The sequence below is a fragment of the Acinetobacter brisouii genome, assembly GCF_008993995.1.
Lineage (GTDB): Bacteria > Pseudomonadota > Gammaproteobacteria > Pseudomonadales > Moraxellaceae > Acinetobacter > Acinetobacter brisouii_A.
Genome location: NZ_BKNN01000025.1, coordinates 19,506 through 37,308, shown reverse-complemented (window position 1 = coordinate 37,308; position 17,803 = coordinate 19,506). Strand labels below are relative to the sequence as shown.

Below are 17,803 nucleotides of genomic sequence, written 5' to 3'. Positions count from 1 at the left end.
TTACTTCTCTTATACTATATTGAAATATATTCCAATTTTACTGATGAAGAAAAATAAAGAGGCTGTAAGCAATTATGAAAGAAGTCAGAAAAATTAAATCTTATTTTTCGACAATTGCAGTCACACCTTGACCACCTGCGGCACAAATTGAAATCAATGCACGTCCTGAACCTTTTTGGTGAATCAGTTTGGCTGCGGTTGCTAAAATGCGCCCGCCTGTTGCTGCAAAAGGGTGACCTGCGGCAAGGGATGAACCATTGACATTGAGTTTGCTACGATCAATTTTACCTAGTGGTTTAGCCAAACCAAGACGTTGTTGGCAGAACTCAGGGTCTTCCCATGCTTTTAAGGTACTGAGGACTTGTGAGGCAAAGGCTTCATGAATTTCGTAAAAGTCAAAATCCTGTAGCTTTAAATTGGCACGAGCGAGCATGCGTGGCACAGCGTAAGCAGGTGCCATGAGCAAACCTTCTTTTTTATGCACAAAATCAACCGCTGCTGTTTCAGAGAAACTTAAATAGGCCAAAACTTCATGTCCATTGGCTTTGGCCCATTCTTCCGAAGCAAGTAAGACACAAGATGCACCGTCAGTTAGAGGTGTTGAGTTCGCTGCGGTCATGGTGGCATTGTCACCTTTACCAAATACAGGGCGTAAAGTTGACAGTTTTTCAATAGAAGAATCTGGACGTAAGTTTTGATCACGGTTTAAGCCTAAAAATGGGGTGATCAAGTCATCAAAGAAACCCGCTTCATAGGCAGCAGCCAGTTTATGATGACTGGCAACGGCAAGCTCATCTTGTGCCTGACGAGAAATTCCCCATTCTAAAGCAGTTAAAGCGGCATGTTCACCCATCGATAAACCTGTGCGGGGTTCACCATTTTTAGGGGCTTCGATCAGCGATTTAAAGTTGATGCTGCTGAGTGCCTGAAGGCGGGCTTTTGCAGTTTTGGCAACATTGAGTTCAAGCAGTGCTTTGCGTAAGCCATCGCCAAGTGCAACGGGTGCATCGGAGGTGGTATCGACACCGCCAGCAATCCCGACTTCGATTTGCCCAAGTGCAATTTTATTGGCAACCGCAAAAGCTGCCTGTAAACCCGTGCCACAAGCCTGTTGTAAATCGTAAGCAGGCGTTTCAGGTGCAAGCTGACTATTTAGCAGACATTCACGTGTTAAATTAAAATCACGGCTATGCTTAAGAACAGCACCCGCAACCACTTCCCCCAGTCGTTGCCCTTGTAAGTGGAAGCGTTCAACCAGACCATTGAGCGCAGCAGTGAACATGTCAGTATTACTGGCTTTCAAATAAGGACCATTAGAACGGGCAAAAGGAATACGATTGCCACCCAAAATTGCAACACGACGAATAGTAGTCTGACTCATAGTGATGTTCCTGTGCAAAAAATGAAAAAAAGGTTGGATGGAAAAATAAAGTGAAATTAGAGATAATTTTATTTTACCATAGCATAGAATAGAACTCGGGCAATTGACCGAAATGACACAATAACAACGATTCAAGTCAACACATCTCATACGCAATTTCAGTATGATATTTTCAAAATTATCGACCCTCTAGATGTGTTTCATGCTGTATCTATATGATTCACCGAAGCGAAGAGAACATTATTATGACCGATCAATATCAACATTTCTCTACAACGCCGATTGGTAAATTTGTCATTAAACACCTCGGACTCCCTGCACCTGTCGATTTGGAACGTTACCGAACGGCAACCCCCGTGATTCAGGGAGCAGTTTTGTTGGGGACGACAGCTCAGGCGTACTTTACAACCGCAATTGCAGAAACCCTGCGACAGGTACATGCCAATACCTATGTGGTAGAGGATGCAGGGTTACTTAAGCAAGCCAAAAATGCAGATTTAGACGTGAGCGTTTTTAGCCCTGAAACTAAAAGTCCTCGTTTTAAAGCCATCGTTTTTGATGCATCAGGTATCCGTAGCACAGAACAGCTCAAAGAGATTTACAATTTTTTCCACCCGATTGCCCGACAAATTCAAACTTCAGGGCGGGTTGTTATTGTTGGGGTTGACCCTGATCGAGCTGAATCGGTTTCTCAAGCCATTGCTCAACGAGCTTTGGTCGGCTTTGTAAAGTCTTTGGGTAAAGAGTTGCGTAAAGGCATTACGGCGCAGTTGGTTTATGCAGCGCCAGATGCAGCGGATAATCTGGCATCGACTTTACGCTTTTTCTTGTCACCACGTTCTGCCTATGTGTCTGGGCAAGTGGTTGTGGTGCAAAAGGCGGATGTCATTGCAGTCGACTGGTCAAAACCGCTTGCAGGAAAAACCGCATTGGTCACAGGGGCGAGTCGTGGTATTGGTGAAGCGATTGCACATGTACTGGCGAGAGATGGCGCGCATGTGATTTGTCTCGATGTTGAACCACAGCAAGCCGATCTCGATCGAGTGGCGCAAAGTATTGGTGGTTCAACCTTGGCGCTCGACATTACCGCTGCCGATGCAGGTGAAAAAATTGCACAGGCTTGTCAGCAACACGGTGGTCTGGACATTTTGGTGCATAACGCAGGGGTCACAAGAGATAAAACCCTTGCCAATATGAAAGAACAGTTTTGGGATATGGTGATTAACATCAACTTATCTGCGGCTGAGCGGATTAATCGCTATTTGCTTGAACATGATGCTTTGAATGAGCAAGGACGTATTGTCTGTGTGTCTTCAATTAGCGGGATTGCAGGGAATTTAGGGCAAACTAACTATGCCACCTCAAAAGCTGGGGTCATTGGTTTAGTGAAATACACCGCACCACATTTGAAAAAAGGCATCACCATCAACGCAGTTGCTCCTGGATTTATTGAAACGCAAATGACGGCTGCAATTCCATTTGCGATCCGTGAAGCGGGTCGCCGTATGAACTCGATGAGTCAGGGGGGCTTGCCTGTTGATGTTGCAGAAACTATAGCATGGTTTGCCGCTCCTGCGTCTTCAGGGGTGAATGCCAATATTGTACGGGTATGCGGACAAAGCTTGCTTGGCGCTTAAAATCATGCGAAGTTTGGGGGAGAAATCATCCCCCATTTTTCTTTTTATAATCAAAACAGGTGCATCATGAGAACACGTCATTTTAGTCAATTTCCAAAACCCTATTTTGCTTATCCGAAAGTGATTCAGGGATTGATCCTAAAAAATAAGCGACTAGAACAACAGTTGCCTGAAGTTGAATATGTGGTCGATGCTTTTCATGTCGATGCCAAACATTTACGTGCTTACAACCAGATTTGTGGTTTTTCCAATAATGGTTATGTGCCTGCAATTTACTTTGCGGTGCTTTCACAAAGCTTACAAATGCAGATGATGACGCAAGAAGCTTTTCCATTTGCGATTTTAGGTTTGGTGCATATTCATAATCAGGTGACACAATACAAACCATTGGCAGCCAATTTTCAATATCGTTTAAGTTGTCGCTTTGGTGAAATGAAGCCGCATCATAAAGGGCAACAATTTGAGTTTATTACCGAAGTTTATGTCGGTAATGATGTAGTGATGCACGGTGTGAGTACTTATTTGGCACGTCAAAAAACCAATAATGCGCGTGTTGAAGAAAAACCAACAGAAAAAGCCAATTTAGAATGGATGCTGCATGATCGCTGGTCAATTCGTGAAAGTACAGGACGCCGTTATGCATTGATTTCAGGGGATGTCAACCCGATTCATTTACATACTTTGACTGCAAAAGCGTTTGGTTTTAAACAGGCGATTGCACATGGCATGTGGACAAAAGCCAAAGCACTAGCTGCCTTGAGCCTGCCTGAAAAATATCAAGCAGATGTCAGTTTTAAACTGCCTGTATTTTTACCTTCAGAGGTTGAGTTGATGACGCATCAGCAAAGTAAAACCATCAATCAGTTTTTAATTCGCAACGCTAAATCACATAAGCCGCATGTTGTGGGTGAAATTTTGAGTTTGTAAGTCATAGCATGGTAGAGGTGAAGGATTTTTATTCACATAAATAGCCTAAGTATTTCAAGAAAATGCAAATCTTGAGCATAAACATGTTGCTATTTAAGCGAATAAATAGCGTTGCATTCACTATTGCTCAAAAAAACAGTATGCTTAGCAGCGTGGAAAGGAGCATACATGTATCAAGTTCTTGCTAGAAAATACCGTCCTCGTAATTTCAATGAATTAGTTGGGCAAAACCATGTGGCTAGAGCACTGATGAGTGCTTTAGAGCGTGGACGTTTGCATCATGCTTATTTGTTTACAGGGACGCGTGGCGTAGGGAAAACCACCATTGCGCGGATTCTGGCAAAGTGCTTGAACTGTGAAACAGGGGTGACAGCAACCCCGTGTGAAACCTGTGCAACCTGTCGTGCGGTCAATGAAGGGCGTTTTATTGATCTGATTGAGATTGATGCGGCATCACGTACCAAAGTGGAAGACACGCGCGAGTTACTCGACAACGTTCCTTATGCACCGACGCAAGGGCGGTTTAAGGTTTACCTGATTGACGAAGTACACATGCTTTCTACGCATTCTTTCAATGCTTTGCTGAAAACATTGGAAGAACCGCCTGAACACGTTAAATTCTTATTTGCCACCACCGATCCACAAAAATTACCAATTACTGTCATTTCACGTTGTTTGCAATTTACCTTGCGTCCTTTGGATGCCAATGAAATTCATCATCACCTTGATGATATTTTAATAAAAGAACAGATACAGGCTGAGCCAGATGCGCTTTGGCAAATTGCTGAGGCAGCACAAGGGTCGCTACGTGATGCCTTGTCTTTAACTGATCAGGCGATTGCCTATGGTCAGGGTAAAGTCCAGCATCAAGATGTCAAAGATATGCTCGGTCTGATTGATCGTTCAATTATTTATGATTTGATTCTGGCGATTCATCAAAATCAACCTCAACAAGTCAGTCAGTTATTGCTGCAATTTCGTCAGCAAGCACTTGATGTGGCATTGGTGCTAGATCAGCTGATTTCGACCTTGCATGAACTGGCACTGATGCAATATTTGCCAGATTTAAGTTTGAAATACAGTCAGGAAATTAATCAGAAAATTAAAAAGCTGGCTCAGGTGGTGTCTGCACAAGATTTGCAATTGTATTATCAAATTGCGTGTAAAGGTCGTTCCGAGTTGACATGGGCGGTGACACAAGAGCAAGGTTTTGAAATGTGCATCTTGCGCTTGTTGGCATTTCGTCCCTTACAAGTCAACGAAGTGACTCAAACGGTTGAATCTCCTTCATCTGTTGCTTTTGATGCATCTGCGATAAGCTTGCCTGAGCCTGAGCCTGAGCCTGAGCCTGAGCCTGAGCCTGAGCCTGAGCCACAGGTTGAGTCACCGAAAACCTTAGTCGAGTTTGATGCAGTCGATGAAAGCACACTGATTGAGGTTGATTTACCTTCAGCTCAACATCCAGTGATTGCTGCTAATATTTATACAGAAGATAATCTTTTCCCGTTTGCATTGCCTGATGAACTTGAGCAACAGACTACACAGCAGATTCAGCCATCTGAACCTGAAGCGGATACATTCTCGTTATTTGCTGAGCCTGTTGTTGAGTCAGTTTCTGAACCCGTGATTGAGCAATCTGTGACTGCTTCGAACAAAGATGAGTGTGTTGAATCAGATGCACAACTGTTACCACAAGATATTTTAAAATTGCCTGAGCAACAGCTTGAGGGCGAGTGGACAGTTGAAAAGTGGGAATACTGGTTTAGAAATAGTGCATTATCGCCTGCGGTTCAAGAACTGGCACAGTATGGTTTAATGCATGGACAAATTAATGGTGAAAGTATTTTTCATATTCCCCAGCAATATGAAAAATTGTTGACTCAACAGCAACACAACCTCGAACAAGCCTTGAAAGACCAGTGGCAAAATACGCGTTTTTCGGTGCAGTATGGTGATGTCACTCAAGTCACACCCTATATGATGCAGCATTTACGCCGTGAAAAAGCGCAACAACGTGCTACTGATCTGATTCATCAAGATCCGATTGTGCAGCAATTACTCAACACATTCGATGGTGATATTCAGCAGATTCAACTCAAACATGATTAAGTCAAGACTTTGCTGAACAAGCTACAAGATCGTTGTATTTCTTTACAAGAAATAGCGTTTGTTTAAGCAAAGTCTATAGAGCTGTATTTCATCTTTGAAATGAAAATAATATAATTGATATTTAAGCAATTATTGAGGTCGGACATGTCGTCGCAACAGCCTTACAAGGTTTTGTGTGTATGCTTAGGAAACATTTGCCGTTCTCCAACTGCTGAAGCGGTTCTGCGCCACTTCTGTCAGCAACAGCAACTCAATGTACATGTCGACTCTGCTGGAACAGCCGCATATCATATTGGTGAGGCGCCTGACTCGCGTAGCCAGCAATATGCCAAGCAGCGTGGCTATGATTTGTCTAATTTGCGCGCACGCCAGCTCTCTCCTCAAGATTTTCAGGATTTTGATCTGATTCTTGCCATGGATGAACAAAATCTTAAAAATATTCAGCGTATTGAACAGCAAGCCCAAGTGCAGTTTTCTACACAAAGCCTTCGGGCACAGGTTGCCATGATGACCGAGCATGCGAGCGAATTTCAAGGTCAAGCAATTGCCGATCCGTACTATGGCGATGCAGCAGGGTTTGAGCAGGTGCTCGATCAGTGTGAAATTGCCAGTCAGGCATGGGTTCTTGTCTTTAAGTCTTCACAAAAACAATAAGGTTCTGTTTCAGTGATTCAAGTTAAACAGCATTTTCAACTGCAAGCGTTGAATACATTAAATTTAAATTCAACAGCATCACATTATGTACAGATCGCCTCAACGGGCGAGCTTGAGGAAGCACTGGCTTATGCCAAAGCTGAGCAGTTGAATGTTCTGATCCTTTCTGGTGGAAGCAATATGTTACTTCCTCAACAGATTCGAGCATTGGTGATTCATATCCATCTTCAAGGTATTGATGTGCTTGATGAAAATGATCAGCATGTTTGGGTGAAAGTGGGAGCAGGGCAAAACTGGCACGAATTTGTTTTGTATAGCACAGCACATGATTGGTTTGGCTTACAAAATCTCGCCTTGATTCCGGGTTTAGTGGGAGCATCGCCTGTACAAAATATTGGTGCGTATGGGGTGGAAGCAGGTGAATTTATTGAGCAAGTACATGTCTATGACCGTAAGCTTGAACAGTTTACAAATTTAAGTGCCGCAGAATGTCATTTTGCTTATCGTCACAGTATTTTTAAAGAACAGCCAAACCGTTATGTCATTGTGGCAGTGACATTTAAGCTTTGCAAACATCCCAATTTAAAATTGGCTTATGGTGATTTACGTCAGGCTGTTGGTGAAGATCAGACCGCAGAAAATCTGCAAAAACAGGTGATTGCAATTCGTCAAAGTAAATTGCCTGACCCCAAAGAATTTCCAAATGCAGGCAGCTTCTTTCAAAATCCTGTAATTTCAATTGCTCAGTATCAGGCACTCTCACAACTTTATCCAAACCTGCCACATTACCCACAGCCCAACGGTGAGGTGAAAATTGCGGCAGGCTGGTTGATTGATCAGGCGGGCTGGAAAGGAAAGCGTTTGGGCGCAGTAGGTATGTTTGCGCGGCAAGCATTGGTTTTGGTGAACTATGAAGCGGCAAGTTTGGATGATGTGCAATTGACTTATCGCGCAGTACAAGCCGCAGTTCAACAAAAATTTGGTGTTACACTGACGCCTGAACCTGTATTGTTTAATGAATTGGGTCTGATTCAACCGCATGTGAGTGTGTAACAATGACCAATAAACAACATTGGATGGTCAGTTTTGTTCGAGTGGCAGCCGTGCTATTTGGACTGATGGCATGTCTTACCGTGTTGGTTTATACGCCATTTTATTCAAAGTTTATTTTATTTCTACTGAACCGTTTTGTACCTGTTGAAGTCAATACGGTTGCAGCTCGTAGTCAGCAAATGGCAGCCTTGAGTGAGCATGATGACTTGGAACCAGGTTCGGACTTGTGGGTTGCACGTCAGGCATACTTAAAAGTCATGCAAGATGCGGCACGTCGTCAAGATGCTGCCAGTTTAAACTTGATTCAGGCGCGTTATGACCTTTTAGAGTCTGAAATTAAGCGTAATCAAGAACATGAAAATAGCTTACAGCCTGATCAGCAAATTGAAAAAGTACTTAGACATAGAAAACATGAGCTGCGTGAAGAATTACAAGCCGATGATACGCGTCTAGCCAGTGAAATTGCTAACTTGGATATGCCTGATAATTTGCAATTGATGGATAAATATATTCATTTTTTAAAAACTTATCCTGTAGACACCAGTGCCAGCGAAGTCGTCAATCAGCAGATGTATAGTGAGCTACAGCAAGTGAGTTCATCACCACAAACGAGTGCTGACAGTGCTGACATTAAACGTAATGATGCTTCTCAGCCTTCTGCAATTGTCGTGTTAGGGGGTGGTTTAACTTTAGATAAAAATCGCAAAGATATTGTGGTGAATAATTACACGAAGTTGCGTTTAGAAACGACATTAGCACTCGAAAAACGTAATCACTTGCCGATTGTTTTGAGTGGTGTTGAAGCCCCGTATATGCAGACTTGGTTAAAAGCACATGGGCTTTCTGCAAAATTATTAGAAAATCGTAGTATGAATACCTGTGAAAACAGCCGTTTCAGTTCATTATTATTACAAAAAAAAGGCGGAGCACCCAAAGTGATGCTAATTACCGATCAATATCATATGCCACGTACTCGGCGTTTATTTGCGATGAATGGAATCACCACAATTCCAGTCAATGCACCGATGCCAACCCGACTCACCAGTTGGAAACCATCGGTTCAGAACTATGATCATAGTCGCCGTGCCAATTATGAATTATTGGCAAGCATTCGCGATGTCGTTTTTGGCGTGAGTGATTGTCGAGAGGTGCCTTAATATGACTGATATTCCATTTTTAACGCCATCCATTTTAAAACAGTTGGATTTGCCTGTACCGAGTCGAGAAGTCACCGCAAATTTATTGCCTGCACTGAATTTAAATCGTGCCTATCAACCATCACCTGATTTATTGGCTTATCAGAAGCTATATGGTTTAGATCGTTTGCAATGTCAATATTGGCAAGGCTATATCGACATGCCTTTGTTTAAGTTACACACCCAAGTCTTTGAACCAAAAGATGTGCCTGTACAGGGAACGGTATTTTTACTGCATGGCTATTTAGAACATAGCGGAATCTACCAACCCATTATTCGCGAAATTCTAGCACAAGGGTTTAGTGTGTTGGTCTTTGACTTGCCAGGGCATGGTTTAAGTAGTGGTTCGCCTGCCAGTATTCAGGATTTTAACCATTATCAAGATGTCCTTCGTGCTGTTTACCACTATGTGAAAAATGCCGATCAGTTACCGAAACCATGGCTTGGCATTGGACAAAGTACAGGAGGTGCGATTTTTATGCATCATTTACTGGCTTATGCTGAACAGCGGAAAAATCCTTTTGTTGATCGGGTTCTGCTTCTATCACCTTTGGTTCGACCTGCCAAAACTGCATGGTGGCATAACCCTGTTGGACTCGGCATTATTCGCCGTGTCCGTCGTCAGGTTCCACGCCATTTCCGTCGCAATAACCACAACCCAGAGTTTTTACGTTTTATTCGTTTAACAGATCCATTGCAACCACGAATGATGGGCATGGACTGGATTTTGGCGATGTCAAAATGGATGCAGGAAATGGAAGAACGTCCAGCCTGTCGTGTTCCAGTCTGGCTTGCACAAGGTGCACTCGATCAAACAGTAGATTGGAAATATAATATTGAATTTATTCGTAAAAAATTCCGTTTACAGACCTTATTGATGCTTGAAGAAGGTTCACATCAATTGATTAATGAGCGGGAAGATATTCGTGCTGCACTGACAGGTCTGATTCCTGCATTTTTACATGCTAGTCATAGTCAGCTCTACTTTGAATAGAGGACAATAGCGCAGTTTATCTTTGCTCAAGGGTTTTGCATGAAGCAAAAAACGCTGCGCTATACCTTAGCCATTTTGGGCTTAAGTGTCTTTACAAGTTTCCCGACTTTTGCTGCGCCAACCTATGGCGAACATTTAGAAGGATTTGAGTATCCTTATCCGCTACAATTTTTCCAATTTGACTCACAGCAACAAAACTTAAAAATGGGTTATATGGATGTGCATCCAAAACATCCAAATGGTCGTACTGTGGTTTTGTTGCATGGGAAAAATTTCTGCGCTGCGACATGGCAAAACAGCATACAGGTTTTAACCCAACAGGGTTATCGGGTCGTTGCGCCTGATCAAATTGGATTCTGCACATCAACAAAACCTGACTATTATCAGTACAGCTTCCAACAGCTTGCTGAAAATACCCATGCTTTATTACAACATTTGAATATTTCCAATGCAGTAATGATGGGGCATTCGACAGGAGGTATGCTTGCTGTTCGATATGCGCTGATGTATCCGAAAGAAACGCAGCAATTGCTGCTGGTCAATCCGATTGGTTTGGAAGACTGGAAAGCCAAAGGTGTACCGTATCGCACGGTGGATCAATGGTATCAGCGAGAGTTAAAGCTGAATGCACAAAGTATTCGTGCATATGAACAAAAAACTTACTATATGGGGCATTGGAAGCCTGATTATGACCGCTGGGTGGATATGCTGGCAGGTTTAAATGCAGGTTCAGGACATAAAAAAGTGGCTTGGAATTCAGCCTTGATCTACGACATGATTTTTACTCAGCCTGTGTATTATGAACTTCCAAACATTCAGGTGCCGACGGTTTTATTTATAGGCACGAGTGACACGACTGCTATTGGGAGTGATATCGCATCACCTGAAGTCAAACAGCAAATCGGTCATTACAATGTGCTCGGTCAACAGGCAGCTCAGCGTATTCCACATGCCAAGTTGGTTGAATTTGCCAATATGGGTCATGCACCGCAAATGCAAGACCCAGTGAAATTTAACCGTACGTTATTGGCTGAATTGAAAATGGTTCAATAAAATAAATTGATGCTGAATCTAAAAAGATTCAGCACTTGCTATATTCCACATTCGATAATAAAAGTTTTCTTCATCTTTAATGTCGCAGTTCAGCAGTTCACCGCCTTTAAAGAAAAAGTGTAGTTGAGCATAGTTTTTGATTTCACGGTCATTGAGGCGCTGTGCCAAATGATGCGCTTTCACTTCAGATGGATGTTCTAGCCCTGCTGCGGCAATCAATTCTGACAGCGCATGTAAGGTGTTTTTATGAAAATTAAAAACACGTTCAGCTTTGGTTGGCACATGTAATGCTTTTTGGCGTTCTTTGTCTTGAGTTGCTACACCAACAGGGCACTGGTTTGTGTGACAACTTTGCGCTTGAATACAACCGATCGCAAACATAAAGCCGCGTGCAGAATTGACCCAGTCAGCGCCCAATGCAAAAGTGCTGGCAATATCAAATGCACTGATGACTTTGCCGCTTGCCCCGATTTTAATGTGCTGACGTAAGTTGGTGCCAACGAGCGTGTTATGGACAAAACGTAAGCCTTCACGCAGTGGTGTACCCATGTAATCACTCAGTTCAATGGGTGCTGCACCTGTACCGCCCTCAGAACCATCCACAACGATAAAGTCAGGATAGATTTGAGTTTTTAACATGGCTTTGACAATGCTCATAAATTGCCAAGGTTGTCCGATACAGAGTTTAAATCCAACAGGTTTACCACCAGAAAGCTCACGCAGTTGTTGTAAAAATTGCAGCATTTCAATCGGGTTACTAAAAGCTGAATGTCGGGCAGGGGAAATACAATCCTGATCGCGTGAAACCCCACGAATTTGGGCAATTTCGGCTGAAATTTTATTTTTAGGCAAAATACCGCCATGTCCAGGTTTAGCACCTTGTGACAGTTTAAGCTCAATCATTTTGATTTGTGGGCGCTTAGCTTGTTCGGCAAATTTCACAGGGTCAAAATGCCCATCGAGGGTACGGCAGCCGAAGTAGCCACTGGCAATCTGCCAAACCACATCACCACCATTCTCTAAATGATAGGGACTTAAGCTACCTTCACCCGTGTCATGATAAAAGCCGCCCATTTTTGCACCTAAGTTGAGGGCACGAATTGCGTTAGCACTTAAACTCCCAAAACTCATGGCTGAAATATTCATAATTGAGGCACTGTAAGGCTGCTGGCACTGAGCATTGCCAATTTGAATGCGAAAAGTGCTTGGGTCAGCAGGTTTACACGGCAGCATCGAATGTGTGATAAAACGGTAATCTTCCTGATAAACGTTGATGATTGAACCAAATGGTTTGTCTGCATTTTGATTTTTAGCCCGCTGATAGACTAAGGAACGCTGCATACGAGAAAAAGGTAATGCATCTTGATCAGCTTCAATAAAATATTGGCGAATCTCAGGACGAAAGTCTTCAAATAGAAAACGAAAATGTCCCATAATCGGGTAGTTTTTTAAAATGGAATGTCGGTTTTGTAGGACGTCATAGACACCAAGCAAACTCAGTAAAAAACTCATCAACCAAAGACTATGAATGACAGGGGTACTTAAGAAGTATTCAGGATATTGAGGATTGTCAAATAGTTCAAAGTAGCTGAGAGTAATAAAAATCAATAAGCAAAGAAACCAAACAGAATGACGCGATAAAAATGTGTTGAGTAAACGATGTCGTATAGTTTGAGCAGGGCTAGCCATTTTTTATTTTCAAATCAGTAAATAAGATCAAGTAACTTGCCAATAACCTGCCAAAGGTACAAGTTTTAAATTGTTATGAATGAGAAACTTTCTGAATTATTTAAATTAAAATTTTATATATTGTATTTTGCTATTTTTATTTATGTTAAGATTTGTAATTAAAAATAATATGATAAATTCATCGACTTATGCGTAATTTCTTTCTTGTCATCGCTGTTATTTTTGCAGGATTTTATGCGATGAATCGTTTTTCATCATCCGATTCATCCGCAGTTGTTCAAAATAATCCGATTGCTGAACGTGAACAAAAACTGAATCAGTTGGTGTTGTTGCAGCCTTTTAAACAACACCATGCCAAGCCTTATGAAGAAGCCGTGCAAGCCGCCAATACTGCTTTGCCAAATGATGATGTTGGAGCTGTAGTTTCTGGTTCATTTTGGTGGTCATTACGCCGTGTGGTCGAGCAGCAAGCCGATGATCAGGGACAATATTTATGGGCACAAGCTTATCTACAACAACTCTATGATGCTCGATGGGCAGATCGCTGTTTTGCGATAGCATTTCCACTTTATAGCAAGCTTCCACCCGCACAAATACGTGAATTTTTGGCTGATTCGACCCAAAAACAAACCGCTGATGCACTGAGTTATATTTTGACCCATTCGGGCTCACGTTCAGTGGTGGAACGTATGCAAATACCAACGGCATGGCAAGGCGTTACTGAACGTCTGCGTCAAGAGTATGGCGCAGATGCTGACATGATCAATCAAGGTGAGGTTGCATCTGACAAGCGTAAACAATGTGATGTGGTGATTCGGACTTTTGAATATAGCCTGTCTTTGCCTGAACAAGAGCGTGGTCCCGTGTTGCGTTGGCTGTTAGATCGTCATATTAGTGCGGTTGTGTTTTAATTTAAGAAGAAGATGAAATGATCAATTTAAATTTTCAGAAAAATTCAATGTATTGGCTCGTTGCTTTGTTGGTGAGTGTGATGCTTGGGGGATGCAGTCGAGCTGATCATGAGCCGAAAACAGGCGAATATGGTCAGACTTTGGTGAATTCGATTCAGTTAAGCTCTGAACAGATTGATGCAATTAATAAAAGCCCAATGCCTCAGATCAAAGATGTGTTTAGTCGTCCGAATATTGCGATTGATTTTCCAACCCGTCAGGAAAATCCTTACCGTTTTGTGATCGTGGTGAAAGGACATGCTTTACAAGATGGCAAAGTCAATATGCGTTGGTTTGGAGGGATTCGAATGACTGACGGTAATCAATATTCACCACAAGTATTTAGTGATGAGGATGATCATGGTTATAAAATCAACGCACCTGTTTTGTTAGTTATTGCTTCAGACCCTTTTTCGATTGGTCAGGATAAAATGGGGTTGTCTTATACCGCATTGGCGGAATTGTCAGAACGTGAAAATTTAGCCGTAGATTCGATACAACTTCAAGTATGGCAAGGCAAAGGCTCACAATATTCATGGGTGCATTATGCAGGATTCTTTGTGATTTTAATGCTGGTATTGACACCAATTTATCGTTTACTCAATCGTTAACCTGATAGGGTGTGACCTACACTTTATATGTAAATCACACCTTCGGCTTATTCAGCGTCTTCGTCAGGCGGTAATAGCATTAAGATGGATTCGTTCAACAAGTGTGCTAAATCTTCCAGAATTTCCTCTTGAGCAAATTGCTCATTTAACTCAAAACGCTGACCATCGGCAATGGCTGCTAAAGTTTCAGAAAACTCAGCTGAAATGCACAGCGCTTCGCCGTTACCCCAGAACAGGGTTTCATTATCCTGTTGTTTATAAAGTAAGCGTGATGCAGGTTCAAGTTGTAGTAAATAACCTTGATCTAGCACCGCTTCTAAATCAGCGACTTCAATTTCATTAGGCTCTGGCACGTTGTCAGGATATTTAGGTTCACTCATCAGCGACATAATTGCAGCATCAAGCAAAGGTGAGTCCTGCAATTGGGCCAAAACTTGCTGTTTGAGATAGCTGAGTTCTTCGGCATCAATCTGACCGACACGGTGAGGCAGTGTGCGTGCAATATCTGCCAATGGATTTTTCAGTAAAGCATTGTCAGCAAACTGATCACTCACACGATCCATCATGTTGGCGACATTTGGCATACGGAAACCAAAAGAGAAGGTTAAGCAGTCATCTTCTGCAACGCCGTAGTGTGATAAACCCGGTGGTACATACAATAAGTCGCCTGGTGCAAGGACTTCATCAAAATTGATGTCCATGTCTGGCAACAATTTTAGGGGTTGATTGGGTACAAATGCGGTGTCTGCATCACACATTTGCCCAAGTTGCCAACGGCGATGACCATAGCCCTGAACCAAGAATACATCATAAAAGTCAAAGTGTTTGCCGACTGAACCGCCTTTTGGAGCATAAGACACCATAATGTCATCGCGGCGCCACTGTGGAATAAAGCTAAAGCGTTGCCAAAGTTCTGCCAAATCCATTGAATAATGGTCAACTGCCTGAACCAGAAGCGTCCACAATTTTGGCATTTTCTGGAAATCACTTTTAGCTAAAGGGGATGATTTCACTGACCATTGATTTGGGTCACGGTCTTTCTGTTTGATCAAACGTGCGCTGACATTGTCTTCAAGCGCCAGTTCCATCACATCATTCGGTTCTAAAATGTTGGCAATTTCAGGCAATGCACCACGAACTAAAAGTGGTTTTTTCTGCCAGTATTCATTGAGAAACTGTTCTGCGGTGATACCGCCTAAAATGGTTAAAGGTTGAGACATGCGAGTACCTTTAAAAGATTAAGGAATTTGAATGTGTAGTTGGCGCAGTAGTGTACACAGTTGAATCATCGGTAGCCCCATCAATGTGGTTTGATCTTGTCCAGTCATGCTGGAAAATAGGCTAATTCCTAGACTTTCACATTTAAAACTGCCTGCGCAGTGGAGTGGTTGATCTTTTTCAATATAACGCTGAATTTCGTCAAGCCTGAGTTCACGGAATTTAACTTGGTAGCGTTCAACCAAGGTTTGCTCAAAACCTGAAGCCAGATGTTGCACACTTAAACCTGTGCTGAAATACACCGTTTTGCCTGAGTTGCGTTGTAATTGCTGAATAGCATTTTCAACAGTCAATGGTTTACCGATAAAGTCTTGTGGTGCAGTTTCACGCCATGCCACCTGATCTGAGCCAATCACAATGGTATCGGGATATTGTTCGGCAATCACGCAGGCTTTTTCAAAAGCCAAGCGTTTTGCCAAATCATCCGCATGGATTTCGTTTTGGGTTGACTCGTCAATATCTGGCGAAATTGCGAGATAGTCTAAGCCTAAACGATCCATCAAGGCTTTTCGGGTTTGGCTACTCGATGCCAAAATAATCTGCGGTTGTTTCATTAGACGGCAAAGTCCATCAATACATCAAGCGGCACATAGCTCAGCACTGACTGGTGACAAGCATGCAGTTTGAGTTTGGGTGCATGACCTGCTTCATAAGCTTCCACCCAACGGCTGACACAGATACACCAAAAGTCGCCTGGTTTGAGTCCGGGAAAACCAATTTCAGGTAGAGGGGTAATCAGGTCATTGCCAATTTTTTGCGAAAAATTTAGAAAATCAGCGGTCATGCGGGCGCAAACGGTATGTTGTCCCAAGTCGGTGGTTGCCGTATGGCAAAAACCATTACGAAAGTAGCCTGTAATCGGATCAAAACAACAGCTTGCCAGCGCCTCACCAAACACATTGAGTCGGTTAATTTTTGGATCTGGATGAATAGACATACACAATAATATTTTTTAAAGATGCTTTATCATAATCAAAACCACATTTTTCTACAGCTTTTCTACTAAAGAAGCTAATTTTTTTTTGCATAATCATTTAAAATGGCGCGATTTTAAATTTCAGCAAACCAGAAAGAGAGCATTCCATGAATTTTCAGCGCATGACAGACCTTGATTTAACAGGGAAACGCGTCCTTATTCGTGAAGATTTGAACGTGCCTGTTAAAAATGGTGTGATTACCAGTGATGCACGTTTGCGTGCTGCACTTCCAACAATTAAAGCAGCTCTTGAGAAAGGCGCTGCGGTTATGGTGTTTTCACACCTTGGTCGACCAGTGGAAGGCGAGCCAAAACCAGAACAATCTTTAGCACCTGTTGCTGCTTATTTAACTGAAGCATTGGGGCAAAATGTACAACTGATCACTGACTATTTAGAAGGTGTTGAAGTTCAAGCAGGTCAGGTGGTGTTGCTTGAAAATGTGCGTTTTAATCATGGTGAAAAGAAAAACAACACTGAACTTGCACAAAAATATGCAGCACTGTGTGATGTATTTGTGATGGATGCCTTTGGTACAGCACACCGTGCAGAAGCATCAACTGAAGGTGTAGCACGTTTTGCCCCAGTTGCAGCAGCAGGTCCTTTGCTTGCAGCCGAACTTGATGCTTTAGGTCGTGCCTTACAAACGCCAGCTAAACCAATGGTGGCGATTGTTGCAGGTTCTAAGGTTTCAACTAAGCTTGATGTTTTAACTTCACTTTCAACAATCTGTGACCAGATTATTGTGGGTGGTGGGATTGCCAATACATTCTTAGCAGCAGCAGGCTTTAATGTTGGTAAATCACTGTATGAAGCTGACCTAATCGACACGGCTAAAGCAATTGCTGCGAAAGTTTCTGTACCTTTACCAACCGATGTTGTCGTGGCGGATGCAACACAAATCAACTTTGAAGATTTCTTGGGTTCTTTAGCCAACACGCCTGCAATTGTGAAAAAAGTTGAAGATGTTGCTGAAAATGACATGATTTTAGACGTTGGCCCTGAAACTGCAGCGACTTTTGCAACATTACTGAAACAATCCAAGACTATCCTATGGAACGGACCTGTTGGGGTGTTTGAAGTCGATCAATTTGGCGAAGGCACAAAAGCATTGTCATTGGCGATTGCAGAAAGTGAAGGCTTCTCGATTGCAGGTGGTGGTGATACTTTGGCTGCGATTGACAAGTATGACGTTGCATCTCAAATCAGCTATATTTCAACGGGTGGTGGTGCGTTTTTAGAATTTGTAGAAGGTAAAACTTTGCCTGCTGTGGCTGTTTTACTTGAGCGCGCCTAA

General features: G+C 42.6%; 15 protein-coding genes and 1 pseudogene. 11 read left to right on the top strand and 5 right to left on the bottom strand.

Annotated features, from left to right (window positions below):
* Positions 1 to 100: 100 nt before the first annotated feature.
* Positions 101 to 1,384: pseudogene (locus tag GBN19_RS08025) on the bottom strand (acetyl-CoA C-acetyltransferase); the annotation flags it as partial.
* A 242-nt stretch (positions 1,385 to 1,626) separates the two neighbouring features.
* On the opposite strand from GBN19_RS08025, the gene GBN19_RS08020 reads away from it, so the two are divergent.
* From GBN19_RS08020 to GBN19_RS07985, 8 genes are all read left to right on the top strand, one after another.
* A complete protein-coding gene (locus GBN19_RS08020) occupies positions 1,627 to 3,018 on the top strand; it encodes a 3-oxoacyl-ACP reductase (protein ID WP_151777765.1) in 1,392 nt (463 codons plus the stop codon).
* A gap of 66 nt (positions 3,019 to 3,084) precedes the next feature.
* Positions 3,085 to 3,945, top strand: a complete 861-nt coding sequence (locus GBN19_RS08015) for a MaoC family dehydratase (RefSeq protein ID WP_151777764.1) — start codon at positions 3,085 to 3,087, stop codon at positions 3,943 to 3,945.
* A 168-nt stretch (positions 3,946 to 4,113) separates the two neighbouring features.
* A complete protein-coding gene (dnaX, locus tag GBN19_RS08010; protein ID WP_151777763.1) occupies positions 4,114 to 6,054 on the top strand; it encodes a DNA polymerase III subunit gamma/tau in 1,941 nt (646 codons plus the stop codon).
* A gap of 144 nt (positions 6,055 to 6,198) precedes the next feature.
* Positions 6,199 to 6,708 (top strand): low molecular weight protein-tyrosine-phosphatase, encoded by a 510-nt coding sequence (locus tag GBN19_RS08005; protein WP_151777762.1) that lies wholly within the window; start codon positions 6,199 to 6,201, stop codon positions 6,706 to 6,708.
* 15 nt (positions 6,709 to 6,723) lie between these two features.
* On the top strand, positions 6,724 to 7,761 hold the full coding sequence (gene murB / locus GBN19_RS08000) for a UDP-N-acetylmuramate dehydrogenase (RefSeq protein WP_171494455.1): 1,038 nt from the start codon (positions 6,724 to 6,726) through the stop codon (positions 7,759 to 7,761).
* Positions 7,762 to 7,763: 2 nt separating this feature from the next.
* On the top strand, positions 7,764 to 8,918 hold the full coding sequence (locus GBN19_RS07995) for a YdcF family protein (RefSeq protein WP_151777760.1): 1,155 nt from the start codon (positions 7,764 to 7,766) through the stop codon (positions 8,916 to 8,918).
* A gap of 1 nt (position 8,919) precedes the next feature.
* Positions 8,920 to 9,951 (top strand): alpha/beta hydrolase, encoded by a 1,032-nt coding sequence (locus GBN19_RS07990; protein WP_151709130.1) that lies wholly within the window; start codon positions 8,920 to 8,922, stop codon positions 9,949 to 9,951.
* A 39-nt stretch (positions 9,952 to 9,990) separates the two neighbouring features.
* The gene (locus tag GBN19_RS07985) at positions 9,991 to 11,004 is read left to right on the top strand and encodes an alpha/beta fold hydrolase (protein WP_151777759.1); all 1,014 of its coding nucleotides are present in this window, start codon (positions 9,991 to 9,993) and stop codon (positions 11,002 to 11,004) included.
* An 18-nt stretch (positions 11,005 to 11,022) separates the two neighbouring features.
* Here GBN19_RS07985 and GBN19_RS07980 read toward each other — a convergent pair whose 3' ends face one another.
* The gene (locus GBN19_RS07980) at positions 11,023 to 12,693 is read right to left on the bottom strand and encodes an FMN-binding glutamate synthase family protein (protein WP_151777758.1); all 1,671 of its coding nucleotides are present in this window, start codon (positions 12,691 to 12,693) and stop codon (positions 11,023 to 11,025) included.
* A gap of 188 nt (positions 12,694 to 12,881) precedes the next feature.
* Between GBN19_RS07980 and GBN19_RS07975 the strand changes: the two genes are divergently transcribed.
* Entirely contained in the window at positions 12,882 to 13,604 is a 723-nt protein-coding gene (locus tag GBN19_RS07975; RefSeq protein WP_151777757.1) for a hypothetical protein, read from the top strand.
* 17 nt (positions 13,605 to 13,621) lie between these two features.
* Positions 13,622 to 14,254: a hypothetical protein gene (locus GBN19_RS07970; RefSeq protein ID WP_228271237.1), complete on the top strand. Its 633-nt coding sequence runs from the start codon at positions 13,622 to 13,624 to the stop codon at positions 14,252 to 14,254.
* A 47-nt stretch (positions 14,255 to 14,301) separates the two neighbouring features.
* Here the strand turns inward: GBN19_RS07970 and GBN19_RS07965 are convergent, their stop codons facing one another.
* From GBN19_RS07965 to GBN19_RS07955, 3 genes are read right to left on the bottom strand one after another with little or no spacing between them, the layout of a single operon-like run.
* On the bottom strand, positions 14,302 to 15,474 hold the full coding sequence (locus GBN19_RS07965) for a ribosomal protein uL16 3-hydroxylase (protein ID WP_151777756.1): 1,173 nt from the start codon (positions 15,472 to 15,474) through the stop codon (positions 14,302 to 14,304).
* A gap of 18 nt (positions 15,475 to 15,492) precedes the next feature.
* Positions 15,493 to 16,086 (bottom strand): Maf family protein, encoded by a 594-nt coding sequence (locus tag GBN19_RS07960; RefSeq protein ID WP_151777755.1) that lies wholly within the window; start codon positions 16,084 to 16,086, stop codon positions 15,493 to 15,495.
* Positions 16,086 to 16,469 (bottom strand): DUF2237 family protein, encoded by a 384-nt coding sequence (locus GBN19_RS07955; RefSeq protein WP_151710670.1) that lies wholly within the window; start codon positions 16,467 to 16,469, stop codon positions 16,086 to 16,088. Before GBN19_RS07955 ends, GBN19_RS07960 begins: the two co-directional genes overlap by 1 nt.
* A gap of 146 nt (positions 16,470 to 16,615) precedes the next feature.
* Between GBN19_RS07955 and GBN19_RS07950 the strand changes: the two genes are divergently transcribed.
* On the top strand, positions 16,616 to 17,803 hold the full coding sequence (locus tag GBN19_RS07950) for a phosphoglycerate kinase (RefSeq protein ID WP_151777754.1): 1,188 nt from the start codon (positions 16,616 to 16,618) through the stop codon (positions 17,801 to 17,803).